Source organism: Paraburkholderia piptadeniae, assembly GCF_900007165.1.
Lineage (GTDB): Bacteria > Pseudomonadota > Gammaproteobacteria > Burkholderiales > Burkholderiaceae > Paraburkholderia > Paraburkholderia piptadeniae.
Genome location: NZ_CYGY02000081.1, coordinates 57989 through 76002, shown reverse-complemented (window position 1 = coordinate 76002; position 18014 = coordinate 57989). Strand labels below are relative to the sequence as shown.

Genomic DNA, 18014 nt, shown 5'->3' with positions numbered 1-18014 from the left:
CCGTGGCGTTTGTGGCGCCCTTTATCTCATTCTCCCCCGCGGCGCTTTCACCCCATCGTCAATACCCCACTGCCTCGGCCGCCGGCCACATTCCCTTGCCGTCGCGACACGACTGCGAAAAGTGCCCCGATAGCCGGTATGCACATACATCGGCAGCAGCGGCGCACTAGCAAAAGCTGCGAAGTCATGCGCTCACCGCGTACCGTGGTAACGTCACGTTTCATCGAGTCGAACAGACGCCGGCCCTGAACAGCCGGTTACTTCATGTCAAATATGGAGACGTGCTGTGACTTTCCTTGGAATCGACCTCGGCACGTCCGAGGTAAAAGTAATTCTGACCGATGATGCGTCGACGACGCTCGCCACCAGCGGCGTCCGTCTCGAGGTTTCGCAGCCTCATCCGCACTGGTCCGAGCAGAATCCACAAGCATGGTGGCAGGCGACACTCGACGCCGTGGCCGCCGTGCGCGGCGCGAATCCAACGGCATTTGCAGCGCTGCGCGGAATCGGGCTCTCGGGACAGATGCACGGAGCGACGCTGCTCGATCAGAGCGGCGAGGTACTGAGACCCGCGTTACTCTGGAACGACACACGTGCATTCGCCGAGTGCGCAGAGCTCGAAGCGCTCGTGCCGGAATCCCGCGACATTACCGGCAATCTCGCCATGCCCGGTTTTACGGCGCCGAAACTGCTTTGGCTGGCCAAGCATGAACCCGATGTGTTTCGTGCCGCGTCAAAGGTGCTGTTGCCGAAAGACTATCTCGCGTGGCGGCTGTCCGGCGATTTCGTGTCTGACATGTCAGATGCTTCAGGCACGCTCTGGCTCGATGTCGCAAAGCGCGACTGGTCCGATCGCATGCTCGCGGCGACGGATTTGACCCGCGCGCACATGCCTCGCCTCGTCGAAGGCAGCGCGCCCGCTGCACAGCTGAGCGACGGGTTGCGCCGGGATTGGGGCACAACGGGTCCCGTCGTGCTATGCGGCGGAGCGGGTGACAACGCGGCCAGCGCGATCGGCATGGGCGTCGCCGAAGCGGGCAGTGCTTTTCTTTCTCTCGGCACATCGGGGGTGCTGTTCGCAGGAACCGATCGCTTCGCGCTGAATCCCGAGCAAGGCGTGCACGCGTTCTGTCATTGTCTGCCCGGTCGTTGGCATCAGATGAGCGTGATTCTGTCCGCGGCATCGAGTCTCGGATGGCTGTCGAAAGTCGTGGGCCGCGAAGTCGGCAGCTTGTCTGAAATGGCGAGTGCGGCCAATCCCGCTACGGCGCCCATTTTCCTGCCGTATCTGAGCGGCGAGCGTACGCCGCACAACGATGCGAATGCGCGCGGCGTGTTCTGGGGGCTGACGGGCGCGCACACCACGAGCGATCTTGCGTACAGCGTGATGGAGGGCGTCGCATTCGCGATGGCCGACGGTTACGCCGCGCTGCAAAGCGCTGGTACGACATTGAAAAGTGCATCGTTTATCGGCGGGGGCTCGCGCAGTCCGTTCTGGGCAAATCTGTGCGCATCGGCGACGGGCATCACGATGCATCGGCATGAAGGCAGCGACGTCGGCGCGGCGTTGGGTGCGGCGCGTCTCGCACGGCTTGCCGTGACGGGCGAGGCCATCAAGGACGTATGCCTCGCTCCGCCGACGCTCGAATCGTGCGAACCTGACCGCACGCTCGCACCGCTGCTTGCAGAAAGGCTCGCGCGTTATCGCAGCATTTATCAGGCGCTCAAAGCGGGGTTTGCGGCCGCGGTATGAATGCAGTACTGCGCGGCGCACAGCAACGTGTGCCACGCAACCATCTTCTCAACTCAGATCGTGCAGATTTTTTTGCAGCGGCGCACCGACAGCGAAGCTCGAAAACTCGACATTGAGTCCGCCACGTTCCGGCGTGCAGCATACAGGTCCGACGAAATAACTAGCCGCCGCGGGAAAAGGCGCGAGCCGCAATAGCGGCCACGTTTTCCCATCGATCGAGTACTGCACGCGCAAAACGCCTCGAACGACGGTTGCCCGCATCCAGAAGCCGTCGACGCCGACAATCGGCGATCCGATTGCCCAGTCCGACTGCTCAACGGTCAACACGCTGCTCATCATCAGCACATCGTCGGTGAATTCGACGCCTGCTTTCATCCAGGTCGATTCGTCGACGCGCACCATCAGGCCGGCCTGATCGTAAAGCGCATGAAACTGCCCGCGTATGCGCACCTGTGCGGTGAAGTCGCCTTGCGTGCGCACACCGAAGCAGTCGCCCGAATCGCGCGTAAAGCTGTAGTGCGTCTCGCGCCAGAAGTCGGTCTTCGGATCGGTCGTCACTCGAAGCGTGTCACCATCGAGCGACCACGCCGATGGCTCATTGAACCACTCGCATTGTTCGAACACGCGATGTCTCCTTGCGGGGTTTTCGTTTGTGTCGCGTGATGCTGCCGGCGTGGCGCACTGATGTCTAGCGTGCTCCGCGAGTCATGCTGGAGAATACGCCGTCGCGGCGGATCAGTCCATGAAACAGAGCCGCGGCGATATGCACGAGTACTGTCGCGAACAACGCGAATGCAAACCACGTATGCAGCGCACGCAATAGCGCGAACAGATCGACGTTTTGCGGCACGATTGCCGGCAAGTGATATCCATCGAACAGTGTGATGGGATATCCGCCCGCGGAGAGCATCGCCCAACCGATCAACGGCATCGCAATGAACAGCGCGTAGAGAACGAAATGCGATGCTTTGGCCGCGAATCGCTGCGACACGAGCATGTCCGAAGGCAGCGCGGGACTGCCGTTCTTCACACGTACGCCCAGACGAATCAGCGCGAGCACGAGCAACGCAACGCCGAGCGGCCGGTGCAATGCAATCAGCGTGTCATGCGCGTGCGAAACCGTGGCGACCATGCCGATGCCGATGAACAGCATCGCGAGTATCAGAAAGGCCATCGTCCAGTGCAGTAAACGCGCGAGCGGAGAAAAATGGCGAGTCGAATTCGTCATGATGGGTTCCGTTCAGGTTTCGGAGTAGCGGGCGCGGCGTGCAACGCTTCTTCACGCGTGCGTCGCTGATATGACACGGCATAGGCGGCCGAGCGCGCAGCGAGCAATGGATCGTCCGATGGCTTGATGCCGTCCGGCAACACGGTCGGATCGAAGTTCACGTCGCGACATACGCCATCGGTTTGCGGCGCGCTGCGTTCCACCACGACGGTACCGGCATCGATCCGCTGCCGGTCGGCAGGCCATTGCAGCGTCGCATCGTTGGTTGGATCGCCCGCATTGGCAACCGTCACGATCAGATGCCAGCGCACGTCGCCGTGCTTGAGCTGCTCGTCGAGTTGCTTCGAAAGAAAGTCGGGATCGCCCTTTTCCCGCGGATCTACTGGGGCATACGGCGTATCCGGTTCGACGGACCAACGCACCGCGTGCTCATGTCGGCTCGCGTCGATGAAGCGGAACGCATTGATGCTGTAGTACGCGGCATTCGCGAGACCAGACGACGCGGGGTGTGCCTTCAACCATTCCTGAAACGGCCGCGTTTCCGGATGCGCTGCATAGAACGCCTTCATCTTCGCGGGATCGGGTTTGCCCGTTTTCGGATCGGACTTCGCCGCGAGAAGCTGCTGATAGAACTGCTCCGGTGTATGCACGGCGAACAGAGGCGTGGAATTCATTCCTGTGCGCCATTGCTGGCCGTCGCGCTGCATGAACAGCAGTGCCATGCTGCGAATCGGCACGCTTGCATCGGGCGCCGACGGATTGCTACCCGGAATGGCGAAGCGGCCGATGACGGGAGTGCGTCCCGACGCGAATACTTGTGCACTTGAAATCGAGGCTGCATTGCCGTTGCTGTCGAAATAGCCCTCGACGCAAAGACCTTTCGCGTGATTGCGGCGATAGCCCGGATGCGGGCCCGCGTTGGCCTGGAACTGATCGATGATGCGGTAAGTGGTGAGGCGAGCAGGTGTCAGCCAGCCGGCTGTGTACGCGAAGCCGCCGGCGAGGGCAAGGACGGCCACGCCAATCGCGGCGAACCTGCACGGAATGCAGCGAGGCGCTCCCGCAGGGGATTTGGGGTTCATCACATATGCTCCTTTTCCTGTCTATGACATCGCATAAAGGGTCAACAGGAACAGGGAGCGTTTATTCCACGAAGTGGGGAAATCTTTTTGTCGTTGGAAGGGATCAGGAAACGGGAATAGATTCGACGGTCCCTTTGTTCATCACAGTGAAAGCGCAGCACACGACGTGCCGCATCGCCTTCATCTCATACCGAGGAGCTGGAAATGAAGAAGCTTGCACTGTTGAGCGTTTCGATCGCCGCACTTGTTTCGACGGGTATCGCCTCCACCGCATTCGCTCAGGAAAAGACGCGTGCCGAAGTCCGTCAGGAACTGATTCAGGCCGAGCAGAACGGTTCGCAATTCGTGACGGACGCTTCCTATCCCGAGGTCGCGCCAATCTATCAGCAACAGGTCGCGCATCAAAAGGCTGCTCAGGATGCCGAAGGTGTGGGTGCAAACATGTCGGGCACGCATTCGGCTGGATCTCGCGTGCCCATGACTGGCACAGGCACGGGCATGAATTCGTGTGTCGGGCCCGTCAGCTATTGCAGCGTCTACTTCGGCAGCTGAGCACGACGAGAGGACGCGGGTGGCGCTTCCGGGCCGACGAAACGCCACCCATGCTTCATCCGCACAATACATCCGTCGCGATATGCGATGCCGGCACCGCGTCGATCAGAATCACATCGCCGATCGAATTCCCGGTGCGCAACGGCAAGATCGCCTGGTACGCATCGGATCGATACCATGCACGCGCGAGATCGCGATTCGGAAACTCGATGGCGATCAGATCGCCGCGCCAGTCTCCTTCGAGCCGTTCATAGCGGCCGCCGTGCAGCACGAAATGGCCGCAATAGGGCGCAAGCGTCGCGTCGATACGTTTCAGGTATTCGACGATCTCGACGCCCATCTTCACTTCGTGCAAGTGCGCAATCGCAAACGTTGACATGCCGATCTCCAGGCCATTGACCAATGAGGCCAGCATATCGCCGGCGGCTCGGCGAATCGACTACCTCTGAGGTAATGCGGCGCAGTGCCGATGTTTCGCACACGAAACGTTGCTGCGTTTTCGATTCATGCGCGGGTCGCGAACCATCGCCCGTGGAATGAAGCGCGATGCGGTTCTTAAGCAGATCGGATGATTTTCGTGGTCCTGTGGTACGAAACGTGCATCGGGGGTGGAAAGCCACTCCAATCCACTCCTCGATAACAAGGCCTTCCCTACGATGGATGCTCGCCACTCTACCGCCGCCAATTCAGGCAATGAAACGATCTCCTGCGTAACCACCGGCATGGCTCACGATGCGCATGCGCCACGCGAGCTGAACAACTTCGAACGCCGTGTGAGCGAAGGCCTGCTGGCGAGTGAATTTCCGCTCGCGTTTCAGGGCATTTACGATGTGAAGACAGGCAGGCTCGCGCGCGTCGAAGCACTGATCCGCTGGATGCATCCGGACTACGGAATGTTGTTGCCCGATGCGTTTCTCGTCGCGCTCGATCATCCGCTGATTGCGCTGCAACTGACCTGTCACGTGATCGACAGCGCATGCAGGGCGCTTGCGAACGCGCGGCGTCTGGGGCAACCGGTATGTCCCGTCGCCGTGAACGTTCCGCCCAGCGTCGTGGCCGACGAGTCGTTTCCGGCGACCGTCGTGCAGATCGCGCGGTTGCACGGCGTCGAACCGGATCTGCTCGAACTCGAACTCGTCGAGACGGAAGACGCGGCCCGTCTGCTGGCCGCGCGAACTTTGACGAGACCTTTGCGCGAAGCCGGCATGCGGCTCGCCATCGACGACTTCGGCACCGGCTATTCGTCCCTTGCGCTGCTGAGCACGATCGACGTCGATACAGTGAAGGTCGCGCGTGAAGTGCTCAAGAGTGTGCCGGGATGCCCGCGCGCGTCAGCGGTGGCGTCCGGCGTGCTGTCGATGCTCGAACGTCTCGACGTGACGGTGGTCGCGGAGGGCGTCGAAACGCAGGCGCTTGCGCAATGGCTCGCGCAATGGCCGAAGGTACTCGCGCAAGGCTTTTTCTACGCGCGCCCGACCTTCGACTATGCAAGTGTCCCCGTCCAGGAACGTTGCGCTGCTTGATAGGAGATTCGCGGCAAGCCGATTCACCGATCACGCCATGCGAATACGCGTTCTTCACACGCGACACTGACGTCGTTCAGAAATGCATCAATTTGCGCGCAAGATCGTGCACGGCAAGCGTGAGAAAACCACTTGTTTTACGAGGTGAAAATGCTTGCGCGTACAAGCAGCCGCACGACTGAATGTGATGTCGCCGACAGTTCGTGGCCGCGAATGTGCGGCAGGGCACAGCCCGTGAAGTCAGCGTAAGTCATGGCGACACAGCCCTGGCAACGCAACACGTGTGGCACACGAGAGAACGTCGCTTTGGGTATCGCGTACGATAGGGCACTTGCGCGGTGTTTACCGCGCCCGCCGGGCGGGTTTATGTTCGCACTGGCGCGTGACATTCGTGAGGCACCCCGATGGCCGATCCCATGATGAACCGCTTGCCGCGCACGTTGCGCAGCGAGGCGGATTTCTGGTCGCTGCGCATCGTCGACGAGCGCGTCGACGATCACGCGGTACGCAACGATGTCGCGCTGCCGTTGCGCATATCGAGCGATCGGGGCGCAATGCTGGTGGCGTGGTGCGGCGCCGGCGCGGGCTATGCCGCGACGGCCGATCTGTCGGAGAGCGGTCTGCAAGCCGCGCTCGATATCGCCACGCAGCGCGCGAAGACGAGCGCGGCGGTGTCGTTGATCGATCATCGGCAAATCGGCCGGCCCGCGGAGAGCGGCACGTACGAATCGCCTGCAATAGAGCAGGCATTGCTCACGCGGCACGAATGGGTCGAACGTTTGCGGCATGAATGTGCGGCGGCGAACATCGATAGCCGCGTCGTCGAGAGAACGGCTTCAGTGCAGATCACGCAAACGGATCAGATCTGCTTGACGAGCGACGGCGTTCGCATCGAACAGCGCTGTCGCTTCTTGCTGCCGCAGATTTCCGTGACGGCGCACGCGCAAGGCGTGACGCAGGTGCGCACGCTCGGCGGCGATTACGGCACGCTCGCACAAGGCGGCCTCGGCGTGCTCGCGCAGTTCGGCTTCGACGGCGCGGGCGCGCGCGTGGCCGATGAAGCGCTGCAACTGGTCGCCGCGCCGAACTGTCCTTCCGGTCCGCGCGACCTGCTGCTAATGCCCGATCAGATGATGATGCAGATACACGAATCGATCGGGCATCCGCTCGAGCTCGATCGCATTCTCGGCGACGAGCGCAACTTCGCGGGCTGGAGCTTCGTGAAGCCAGAGTACTTCGGCACCTGGCGCTACGGCTCCGAACTGCTCAACGTCACATTCGATCCCGAGCCGCGCGAAGAAGCCGCGAGCTATGCATTCGATGACGACGGCACGCGCGCGACACGTCAGTACCTGATTCGCGACGGTGTGCTCGTGCGGCCGCTTGGCGGTGCGCTGTCGCAGCAGCGCGCGGGTCTCGCGGGCGTGGCGAACTCGCGTGCGTCGAGCTGGAATCGTCCGCCCATCGACCGCATGGCGAATCTGAATGTCGAGCCCGGCGCTAGCTCACTGGACGACATGATCGCGAACATCGAACACGGCATTCTGATGCGCACCAATACATCGTGGTCGATCGACGATCAGCGCAACAAATTCCAGTTCGGCTGCGAGTTCGGCCAGCTGATCGAGAACGGCAAGCTCTCACGCGTCGTGCGTCAGCCGAATTACCGGGGCATTTCTGCGAGTTTCTGGCGTAGTCTCGTTGCGGTCGGCAACGAAGCGACACGCGTCGTGTATGGGACGTCGATGTGCGGCAAGGGCGAGCCGATGCAGATCATCCGTGTGGGGCATGCGTCGCCCGCCTGCATATTCGCGAACGTCGACGTGTTCGGAGGCGTGTGATGAACGATAAGCCCTCATTCGTCGGACACGCGTATTTCATGTCGCTCGCGCGGGCAATCGAGCAGCGCCTCGCGGTCGGTGAAATTGCGCTCACATCGTTCGCCGCCGAACAGTCCGACTTCATTCGCTTCAACGCGGGAAGGGTTCGGCAAACGGGCCGCGTTTCGCAAGGCCGGCTCACGCTGAGACTGATCGACGGACAACGGCAAGCCTATTCGACGCTCACGATCTGCGGCGACATCGGTGCCGATACGCACGCAATCGGCGCGACGGTCGAGACGCTGCGCAATGGTTTGCGCGACGCACCCGACGATCCGCATCTACTGTTCGATACGACGGTCTGGTCGGAATCGACACAGCGCACGGGCAGGCTGCCATCGCCCGACACCTTGCCGCTGGTCGTCGCACAATGCGCGAACGGCCTCGACTTCGTGGGCTTCTACGCAGGCGGCACGATCGCGCGCGGCTTCGCGTCGTCGCTGGGCAGTCGCGGCTGGTATGAAGTGTCGAACTTCAATTTCAGCTGGTCGCTATACGAGGCGAACGGACGCGCAATCAGGAGCCACTATGCAGGCGATACATGGAGCGATGCGATATTCGCTTCAAAAGTCGAAGCAGCCGCCGCGCGTCTGCCCGTTCTTGCACGCAACCCGCGCACGCTGAAGCCGGGACGATATCGCGTGTGGTTCGCGCCCGCCGCGTTGCAGGAGTTGATGGAAGCGGCATCATTCAGCGCGTTCTCCGCGCGCACGCAAGCGACGGCGCGCAGCGAGTTCTATCGTCTCAACACCGGCGACGTGTCGCTCGATCCGCGCGTCACGTTGACGGAAGATCTCGCGCTCGACATCACGCCGCGCTTCAATGGCGACGGCTATCGTCGCGAAACCGTGCGGCTGATCAATGCCGGCCGAGGCGCGCATCAATTGACCAGCGCACGCACGGCCCGCGAATACGGCCTTGTGCCGAATGGCGCGACGTCGGAAGAAGTGCCGTCCGCGCTGTCGATGCAAGCCGGCGATCTTGCGCAAGCCGATGTGCTTTCCGCGCTCGACACGGGGCTCTATATCGGCAACCTCTGGTACGTGAACTTCTCCGACCGCATGAACTGCCGCCTGACTGGCATGACGCGCTTCGCGACGTTCTGGGTCGAAGGCGGCCGCATTGTCGCGCCCGTCGACGCGATGCGCTTCGACGACAGCCTGTATCGCGTGCTCGGCTGCGAGCTGGAGCGGATCGGCAACGAGCCCGAGTTGCTACTGAACGACTGGACATGGGGCGAGCGCGCGACGGGCGGCATGATGCTGCCCGGTCTGCTCGTGCGTTCTTTCGAACTGACGCTATGACTCGAACCGTGCTGATTGCGTGCGTCGCGGCGTGAGAGAAGAGGGCGTTGCGCACACGCGCAGCGTCCGCTTTCTCCTGTCGGAAGAGATCATCATCGATTACCACGTCAAGCATTTATTTTGCATCGCTAATCAGATGGCGATGCGATTGTCGCGGTGCCTTCCACGGTCCGCGTTAGTCTTCGTCTTGATTGTGCAGCGAGACAATACCCGAGTCCTTGAGCCGCGCTCCGTACGCTGGCGCACATCGGATGAACAAGTGCTTATGTTCGCTGGCGCACACTATCGAGAAATAACGCGAGCGTTTCATTGCACATTCGCAAGCGCTGCATTCGCACATAAGGGTGTCGCCACAACATCCCGATTCACTCATGTGAATGCCGTTTCAGCTTTGAATCAAAGCACGAAACTGTTGCGATGCACAAGCTCAGTAGCTTGCCAAGCGTGGCTTGGCATCGAATACACGCGATTGCTTCGCAGTGTCATCCGCTGTCGCGCGATTGATTCGCATTGCTTGTCGAGTTCAGCGTTGAAACGTATTTGACCATTTACGTTCCCCTTGCGACTCGCTTTTTGCGGCGAGCCTTTTAAGCAGAAGGTTCAGCGGGGTGCTGGTACGGACTTCGCTATAAGCCTGCCCGCGCAAAAGACCGAGGCTGGTGCGCAATGCGATAACCGGCCGTCGAAATGAAACGCTGAACTCCAGGCTGTTCGCCAGGCTCGCGACCGTTGTTGCTCTCCATGCGCCATTCGCATGGTGCAGGGGCTCGCTTTTGTCTGGAGATCGGCACCGACAAGCGAGGAACCATGAAAACCAAACGCTCTAGCCGACACAAGCACGCCGCAGTCAAGGCGACCGCCTTGCTGATGGTTCTGCTTGCGCGCGACTACTGCGCCGCGCAGCCGACCACTGCGTCCGGAAACACGGGGAAAGCCGCAGAAGGACAAGTCGCTGAAGGCAAGATCGACACGGAGCGCGACCAGCTCCGCAAACGCATCTTCGCGGAAGCGGGCGCCGGCGCTGCGCAGCTTGCGTTGCAAGAGGCACGCGCAAGCCGCGATGCGTTCTCCGAGCACGACCTGTTGCAGATCGAAGCACTCGTCGTCGAAACGGAAGTGCACTGGGGCCGGCAGCAATCGCTCGCTTCCGATGAATCCGACCGCCTCGCGCAGACCCGATCCGCGCACGCGCACATCGACGACATGCTTGCGCGCACGCCATCGACCGACGAATACGCCGACGTGCGCCGCTCGGCGCTCGTCGAAAAAGTCGCCGCATTGCAGGGGCTCGGCCGCATGAAGGAAGCGACCACGCTCTACGAAAACCTGTCGCGCTCGAACGAGCCGATGCCCGCGCGCACCTATGCAGCGGCAGGCGATGCGTACACGTATCTCGACGAGCCGCGCAAGGCGGCGCCTGCGTACGAGCATGCATTGCAGACGCCCGTCGAGCCGCTCGTGCCTTCCGTCGAACCGCACGCGCTGAAGCGCATCGACGTGCAGGAAGGGCTCTTTTTCGCGTACCTCGATTCGGGCCGCTACGACAACGCGCAGCAACTGCTGAAGCAGATTTCGGCGAGCACGCCCATGCGCGCGGATCTCGCCGAGCATCCCGAGGACGTCAACGAAGACTATGGCCGCGTGAAGAAGCTGCAGGCGCAGTACCTGCTCTACACGGACCGCACGCGCGAAGGCGTCGCCGCGCTCGACGCGTTGCGCCACGAAGCGCCGTTCGATCCCGCGCTGATCAGCGCGCGTTCGGATGCATCGCTTGTGCAGCAGCGTCCGCATGAAGCGCAAAAGGTCTATGAAGGCACGCTCGTCGATCACCCCGGCGACATCGAAACGCTCGCGGGCCTCGGCCGCACCGCGCTCGAACTGAACCAGTACGACCGCGCAGCGGAAGTGAACGCGACCTTCGGCGATCGATTCCCCGAGAACAACACGGTGAAGACATTCCAGCGCGATTACGCGGCGTACAAGAGCCCGCAACTGATCATCGCGGCGAACGGGCAGAAGGGCAACTCGGTTCTCGCCGACAACAACTGGGGCATCGATACGCAGCTCTATTCGATGCCGCTCGCCGACTACTGGCGCGTGTTCGCGCATCAGTTCAGCGGCCGCGCGGATACAGGTGACGGCAACAGCGTGAGCCGCGTGCGCAACGGCATCGGCGGCGACTTTCGTTTTCGCGGCATCGATGCGGCAGCGGAAGTCGATCACTCGACGGGACCGCAAGCGAAGACAGGCGGCGCCGGCAGTGTCAGCTACGCACCCGACGATCGCTGGCGCTTTTCGGCGGGCGTCGACAGCAACGTCAACTCGTTGCCGTGGAAGGCCTATCAGGCAGGCGTGACGGGCCGCGCGGCGACGGGCAGCGTGCGCTACAGCATCGACGATTACCGGTACTTCGATCTCACCTACGGCGCGGCGCGCTATAGCGACACGAACGTGAACCAGTCGTGGGTCGGCACGTGGTACGAGCGCCTCATCAATACGCCGAGCCATCTCGTCGCGACGTGGGTCGAGTTGAACACGAGCAGCAACACGCTCGCGAACACCGCGTATTTCGCGCCTCATCGTGACATGACCGCGCAACTGACGGCGATGTACCAGTGGACGTCGTGGCGCAACGCCGACCAGTCGCTCGCGAATCGCGCGTACGCAACCATCGGCGGCTACCGGCAAACGGATATCGGCAACAGCATGCTGTGGGAAGTGCGTCTCGAACAGCAGTGGCAGTTCAGCGCGCACGCGTCGCTCGCGTATGGCATCGGTGTCGCCAGCCAGCGCATGGACCGCACGCGTGAGACCAGCAAGCTCATCTATCTGAACCTGAACATTCCTCTGTAGGCGACCATGGACAAGCTCAATCGCAGACGTTTTCTCGCTTTCGCCGCGGGTCTCGCCGCGGTGCCCGCAGCACAGGCACGCCTCGCGCTCGACAGGCTGCCGCCGCAGGATGCCGACGATGGCCTCACGTTTCGCGTGCTCGCGATTCACGACATCCGCGACGACCTGCACGCGGATGTCACGACGGTCGCCGATACGTGCGCGATCAGCACGGGCACGCTCAACACGATCTTCGCGTGGCTGAAGGCGAAGGACTTTCGGCCCGTGAGCGTCGATCAGATCGTCGCGTCGCGCAACGGCGGACCGCGCCTGCCGCCGCGCGCCGTGCTGCTGACCTTCGACGACGCGTACAAGAGCCAGTTCACGCACGCGTTCCCGCTGCTGCAGCAATACGGCTATCCGGCGCTGATCGGCGTCGTCACGCGCTGGACCGATACGCCTGCGGGCGACCCCGTGCGCATCAGCCACAAGTCGGTGATGCCGCCGGGCTACTTCATGAGCTGGGACGATCTGCGCGAGATGTCGCAATCGGGTCTCGTCGAAGTGGCGTCGCACACGCACGACATGCATCACGGCGCGCTTGCTAATCCGCAAGGCAACGAGTTGCCTGCCGCGAGCGCGCATCTGTATCTGCCGCAACTGCAACGCTACGAAACGGATGAAGAGTACCAGGCGCGCGTGCACGACGATCTGAAGAAGAGCGTCGACCTGATCCAGGACCGCACGGGCGTGACGGTGCGCTCGGCCGTGTGGCCGTATGGCATGTATAACGCGGCGCTCATCAAGGCATCGCAGGCGCTCGGCATGTCCGTGCATTTCACGCTCGACGACGGTCCGAACACGCCCGACGTCCCGCTCACGCAGATTCGCCGTCTGCTCGTTTCATACGATTGGGACGTGGGCACGCTGATCGCGCAGATGCGTTCGTCGCGTGCGTATCGCGGTGAGCACAATCCGGTGGAGCGCGTCGTCAATGTGTCGCTCGACGAGATGTACGACATCGACCCGAACAGGAGCGAAGAGAAGCTCGGCCGACTGCTCGATCGCATCAAGGATCTCGAACCGAAGTCGGTGTACCTGAAGGCGTATTGGGACCCGGACAATACGGGCGTCGCGCGCGCGATGTACTACCCGAACCGTCATATGCCGATGCGCGCCGATCTGTTCAACCGCGTCGCGTGGCAGCTGATCACGCGCGCGGGCGTGCAGGTGTATGCGCACATGCCGCTGCTCGCATTCGATCTGCCGAAGGGCCATGCAGCAGCCGGGCAACTCGTCGAAGTCGCGGCGAACAGCCCGGGCGATGCGCAGCGCCTGAGCCCATTCGATCCACTCGCGCGTCAGACCATCCAGGAGCTGTACGACGACCTCACGCGCTACTCGAGCTTCAACGGCCTCGTGTTCGGCGCGGACGCGACGTTGAACGCGTACGAGGACACGAGCGCGGCCGCGATGGCTGTCTATCGCTCGTGGGGCATGCCCGGCGACATCGTGCAGATTCACGCTTCCGATGAACTGATGCAGCGCTGGGCGAAGAACAAGACAGCGTATCTGACCGCCTTCACGAACCAGCTCGCCGAGCGCGTGCGCGCCTATCAGGGCGGCGGCAATGTGCTGACGGCACGCACGGTGTCAGCGGAGGCCGCGCTCGATCCGAACGCCGAGCGCAACTTCTCGCTCTCCGTCGCCGCAGCGCTCGCGAACTACGACTTCGTCGCGCTGACGGCGGCGCCACGGGCCGCAAACGGGCGCGTGAGCGACGCATGGCTCGATCGCCTTCAGCAGACCGTAATGAAACAGCCGGGCGCGGCGGCGAAGACCGTGTTCGAGTTGCCCGCCGTCGACGCGCAGACGCAGCAGCCCGTCGAAGCCGCCGTCCTGCGCGCGCAGATGAAGCGGCTCAACGCCGCGGGCGTCGTGCACCTGGGCTATGGGCCGGACGACTTCCTGAAGAACCGGCCGGACACGACCGTGCTGCGCGATGTGATGTCGGTGCAAAGCACGCTGCGAACGAATCAGGGGATGTTGGGCTGAGCATCGCGCGAGGGTTTCGAACACGAAGAACGAAGCCCGTGCGATGCCAGCCCAGACCAGGGGACCAGAATGAAAAACGTCATGAGCATCATCTCGAACTTCGTCTTTTACTACCCGTTGTTGATGGCCTATCTGTGGATGGTGGGCGGCCTGCTTCACTACGTGCTCATCGAGCGCAGGGACGCGGGGCGCAAGTCGGCGCCGCAGCTGATGTCGTATCCGAAGGTGTCGGTCGTCGTGCCTTGCTACAACGAAGCGGACAACGTGCGCGAAGTGATCGCGTGCCTCGACGAGCTGAACTATCCGAACTACAACATCATCGCGATCAATGACGGCAGCCGCGACGAAACGGGCACGATCCTGAACCAGCTGGTGAGCGTCTATCCGAAGCTCGTCGTCGTGCATCAGCATCAGAACGAGGGCAAGGCGATCGGACTCACGACGGCCGCGATGCTGTCGGACGCCGAGTACCTGATGTGTATCGACGGCGATTCGCTGCTCGACAAGGAAGCAATCGGCTGGATGCTACGGCATTTCCTCGACGACGCATCGGTGGGCGCGGTGACGGGCAATCCGCGCATCCGCACGCGCTCGTCGCTGCTCGGGCGCATGCAGGTGGGCGAGTTTTCGTCGATCGTAGGTCTCATCAAGCGCACGCAGCACATGTATGGGCGTCTGCTGACGGTGTCGGGCGTGGTGTCGATGTTCAGGACGCGCGCGCTGCAGGAAGTCGGCTACTGGAGCTCCGACATGCTGACGGAAGACATCGACATCAGCTGGAAGCTTCAGGTGCAGGGCTGGGCCGTGCATTTCGAATCGCGCGCTCTTAGCTGGATACTGATGCCGGAGACGTTCCGCGGCCTCTACAAGCAGCGTCTGCGCTGGGCCAAGGGTGGCATCCAGGTGCTCTTCAAGTATGCGGGCGCCGTGCTGTCACGCCGCAACATGATGATGTGGCCGATCTTCGTCGAGTACGCGGTCAGCATCGTGTGGGCGTATTGCATGCTCTTCACGCTCGTGATGATGGCGGCCACCGCGATGTTCACGCTGCCCGAAAGCTGGCGCTTCGGCTTCGTGCCGCGCGGCACGGGCGTGCTGCTCTTCGCGACCTGCTGCGCGCAGATCCTGATCGGCTGCCTGATCGACCGTCGCTATGACAAGAACCTGATGCGCTATTTCATCGACACCGTCTGGTATCCCGCTGCGTTCTGGGCCATCAGCATGATCGCTTCCGTCATCGCGTTGCCCGGCGTGGTCATCCAGCGTCGCAGAAAGCGCGCGCGCTGGGTGAGCCCGGATCGCGGCATCCGTTCGAGCAGCGGCGCATTGGCCAACGATGCACCCGTCGAGCCCCGGTTCAACGCATCGCTCGAAGCGCCGCAGGCGGAGTAAAGCAGTCGGCATGAAGCATTCGAATTGACATCTCGGAGTCAACATTCTCGACAGGGGCAAACAACATGGAATTCCCGATCATCGATGTTTCGAAGCAGTCCGTCTCGCAGTTCGCAACGGAGTGCGGCAAGGCGAGAGCCGTGCGCTTCGTCGCGTGGTATCGCTTCGTGCGGCCTGTGCTCGTGCTTGGCACGTGGGTGCTGGCCGCCGTCTATATCCGCTGGTGTCTCGCGAATGCGAGCGAAGAGGAGCTGTCGCTCCATGCGTTCACGCCAGGCATCATGGGCATCGGCATCGTCGCGCTGTCGATGATCCTCTGGACCTTCGGCCGCCAGATGGACGCAATGAACACGAATCGCGTGCGCCGCATGCCAGAGACGAGCGACGCGCCGCAGCCGGCGACGACGCATGAAATCCCCGAAGGCGATGCGGGCCGCTGCCTCGTCGCGTATCACGACGACGACGGCATGATCTCGCACGTCGTGACGATGCCCGAGTTCGAACGCCAGGCCGCGTGAGCGCCCGCGTGCGCATCGAAACGACAGGCACACAACACACGCACCACGGAGACCACCATGTGCGGAATCGTAGGAGCAGTGGCACGGCGCGACATCGTCGGCGTTCTCACGGAGGGCCTGCGCCGGCTCGAGTATCGCGGTTATGACTCGTGCGGCGTCGCCGTCTTGCAGCATGGCGCGCCGCGCCGCGTGCGCAGCATCGAGCGCGTCGCGAACCTCGCGGAGCAGGTCGAACACGCGCGGCTGTCGGGCACGATAGGTGTCGCGCACACGCGCTGGGCGACGCACGGCGCGCCCATCACCGACAACGCGCACCCGATCTTCTCGCGCGACGAGATCGCGCTCGTGCACAACGGCATCATCGAAAATCATGAGCCGCTGCGCGACGAACTGAAGGCGCTCGGCTACGCGTTCGAGACGGATACCGATACGGAAGTGATCGCGCATCTGATTCATCACACGCGCGAGCAGGATGCGTCGCGCGATCTGCTGACGGCTGTGCAGCGTGCGTTGCAGCGGCTGCGCGGCGCGTACGCGATCGCCGTGTTCGCGAAGAGCGAACCGGACCGCGTGATCGGCGCGCGCGCGGGCTCGCCTCTTGTCGTCGGCGTGGGCGAGCGCGGCAACTATCTGGCCTCGGATGCGATGGCACTGTCCGGCACGGCCGGGCATTTCATCTTCCTCGAAGAAGGCGACATCGCGGTGCTGTCATGCGATGGCGTGCATATCGTCGATCGCGACGGCGCACCCGCGCGCCGCGAAGTGCAGGCGCAGCACGCGAGCCACTGTGCGACCGAGCTGGGTCCGTACCGCCATTACATGCAGAAGGAAATCTTCGAGCAGCCCGACGTGGTCGCCGATGCAACGGAGCGCGTGCGTTCGATCACGCCAGCGCTGTTCGGCGCGAAGGCACAGCGCGCGTTCAACGACATCGATTCGTTGCTGCTGCTCGCGTGCGGCACCAGCTATTACTCGACGCTGACGGCGAAATACTGGCTCGAATCGATCGCGGGCATTCCGACGCAAGTGGAGATCGCAAGCGAGTACCGCTATCGCGAGAGCGTCGTGAATCCGTGCGCGATGGTCGTCGTCGTGTCGCAATCGGGCGAGACAGCCGATACGCTCGCGGCATTGAAGCACGCCCAAGAGATCGGCCATAACCATACGCTCGCGATCTGCAACGTGCCGCATAGCTCGATGATGCGGCTTACCGAGCTGCAATATTCGACGGGCGCGGGTCCGGAGATCGGCGTGGCGTCGACGAAGGCGTTCACGACGCAGCTCGTCGCGCTGTTCCTGCTCGCGCTCACGCTCGGCAAGGAGCGCGGCCGCGTCAGCACCGACGACGAAGCGCACGCGCTGCACCAGCTGCATCATCTGCCCGCTGCGCTGAACAGCGTGCTTGCACTGGAGCCGCAGATCGTCGCGTGGGCGCAAGCGCTCGCGCGCAAGGATCACGCGCTCTTCCTCGGGCGCGGCGTGCATTATCCGATCGCGCTCGAAGGCGCGCTGAAGCTCAAGGAAATCTCATACGTGCACGCGGAAGCGTATCCCGCCGGCGAGCTGAAGCACGGGCCGCTTGCCATCGTCACGAACGAGATGCCCGTCATCACGATCGCGCCGAACGATACGCTGCTCGAAAAGCTCAAGTCGAACATGCAGGAAGTGCGCGCGCGCGGCGGCCAGCTGTATGTGCTCGCCGATGCGGGCACGACGATCGAAAGCAGCGACGGCGTGCGCGTGATCCAGCTGCCCGGGCATTACGGGCCGCTGTCGCCGATCCTGCATGTGGTGCCGCTGCAATTGCTCGCGTATCACACGGCTTGCGTGCGCGGCACCGATGTCGACAAGCCGCGCAATCTCGCGAAGTCGGTGACGGTCGAGTGAGCGGCGAG

The 18014-nt window shown here is 62.6% G+C and carries 14 protein-coding genes; 10 read left to right on the top strand and 4 right to left on the bottom strand.

Translation table 11 applies throughout. The features are described from left to right. Positions 1-286: 286 nt before the first annotated feature. Positions 287-1753 carry a xylulokinase gene (gene xylB / locus BN2476_RS36855; RefSeq protein WP_087739122.1) on the top strand — a complete coding sequence of 489 codons (1467 nt, stop codon included), beginning with the start codon at positions 287-289 and terminating at the stop codon, positions 1751-1753. A 48-nt stretch (positions 1754-1801) separates the two neighbouring features. Here the strand turns inward: xylB and BN2476_RS36850 are convergent, their stop codons facing one another. The 3 genes from BN2476_RS36850 to BN2476_RS36840 form a co-directional block, all read right to left on the bottom strand. Further along, positions 1802-2377: a DUF1349 domain-containing protein gene (locus tag BN2476_RS36850; protein ID WP_087739121.1), complete on the bottom strand. Its 576-nt coding sequence runs from the start codon at positions 2375-2377 to the stop codon at positions 1802-1804. Between the two features lie 64 nt (positions 2378-2441). Continuing rightward, positions 2442-2981 carry a cytochrome b gene (locus BN2476_RS36845; RefSeq protein WP_087739120.1) on the bottom strand — a complete coding sequence of 180 codons (540 nt, stop codon included), beginning with the start codon at positions 2979-2981 and terminating at the stop codon, positions 2442-2444. Next, complete coding sequence (locus BN2476_RS36840; RefSeq protein WP_438942931.1) at positions 2978-4066, bottom strand: catalase family peroxidase; 1089 nt, start codon at positions 4064-4066, stop codon at positions 2978-2980. The genes BN2476_RS36845 and BN2476_RS36840 overlap by 4 nt, the downstream gene beginning before the upstream one ends. Before the next feature lie 201 nt (positions 4067-4267). Here BN2476_RS36840 and BN2476_RS36835 point away from each other — a divergent pair, with 201 nt between their 5' ends. Beyond that, entirely contained in the window at positions 4268-4615 is a 348-nt protein-coding gene (locus BN2476_RS36835; RefSeq protein ID WP_087739118.1) for a DUF4148 domain-containing protein, read from the top strand. A gap of 55 nt (positions 4616-4670) precedes the next feature. On the opposite strand, the gene BN2476_RS36830 is transcribed toward BN2476_RS36835, so the two are convergent. Next, positions 4671-4994, bottom strand: coding sequence for a DUF1330 domain-containing protein (locus BN2476_RS36830; protein ID WP_087739130.1), 324 nt, complete (start codon positions 4992-4994; stop codon positions 4671-4673). Positions 4995-5337: 343 nt separating this feature from the next. Here BN2476_RS36830 and BN2476_RS36825 point away from each other — a divergent pair, with 343 nt between their 5' ends. The 8 genes from BN2476_RS36825 (at position 5338) to glmS (ending at position 18006) form a co-directional block, all read left to right on the top strand. Continuing rightward, complete coding sequence (locus BN2476_RS36825) at positions 5338-6138, top strand: EAL domain-containing protein (RefSeq protein WP_235851121.1); 801 nt, start codon at positions 5338-5340, stop codon at positions 6136-6138. Positions 6139-6542: 404 nt separating this feature from the next. Continuing rightward, positions 6543-7979 (top strand): TldD/PmbA family protein, encoded by a 1437-nt coding sequence (locus tag BN2476_RS36820; RefSeq protein WP_087739116.1) that lies wholly within the window; start codon positions 6543-6545, stop codon positions 7977-7979. Continuing rightward, positions 7979-9322 carry a TldD/PmbA family protein gene (locus BN2476_RS36815; protein WP_087739115.1) on the top strand — a complete coding sequence of 448 codons (1344 nt, stop codon included), beginning with the start codon at positions 7979-7981 and terminating at the stop codon, positions 9320-9322. The genes BN2476_RS36820 and BN2476_RS36815 overlap by 1 nt, the downstream gene beginning before the upstream one ends. Positions 9323-10129: 807 nt before the next feature. Further along, positions 10130-12175 carry a poly-beta-1,6 N-acetyl-D-glucosamine export porin PgaA gene (pgaA, locus tag BN2476_RS36810; RefSeq protein WP_087739114.1) on the top strand — a complete coding sequence of 682 codons (2046 nt, stop codon included), beginning with the start codon at positions 10130-10132 and terminating at the stop codon, positions 12173-12175. Positions 12176-12181: 6 nt separating this feature from the next. Further along, positions 12182-14209 carry a poly-beta-1,6-N-acetyl-D-glucosamine N-deacetylase PgaB gene (pgaB, locus tag BN2476_RS36805; protein WP_087739113.1) on the top strand — a complete coding sequence of 676 codons (2028 nt, stop codon included), beginning with the start codon at positions 12182-12184 and terminating at the stop codon, positions 14207-14209. A 69-nt stretch (positions 14210-14278) separates the two neighbouring features. Beyond that, positions 14279-15601 (top strand): poly-beta-1,6-N-acetyl-D-glucosamine synthase, encoded by a 1323-nt coding sequence (gene pgaC / locus BN2476_RS36800; RefSeq protein WP_235851120.1) that lies wholly within the window; start codon positions 14279-14281, stop codon positions 15599-15601. Positions 15602-15666: 65 nt separating this feature from the next. Continuing rightward, positions 15667-16119 (top strand): hypothetical protein, encoded by a 453-nt coding sequence (locus BN2476_RS36795; protein ID WP_087739112.1) that lies wholly within the window; start codon positions 15667-15669, stop codon positions 16117-16119. Between the two features lie 57 nt (positions 16120-16176). Next, on the top strand, positions 16177-18006 hold the full coding sequence (gene glmS / locus BN2476_RS36790; protein WP_087739111.1) for a glutamine--fructose-6-phosphate transaminase (isomerizing): 1830 nt from the start codon (positions 16177-16179) through the stop codon (positions 18004-18006). Positions 18007-18014: the final 8 nt, after the last annotated feature.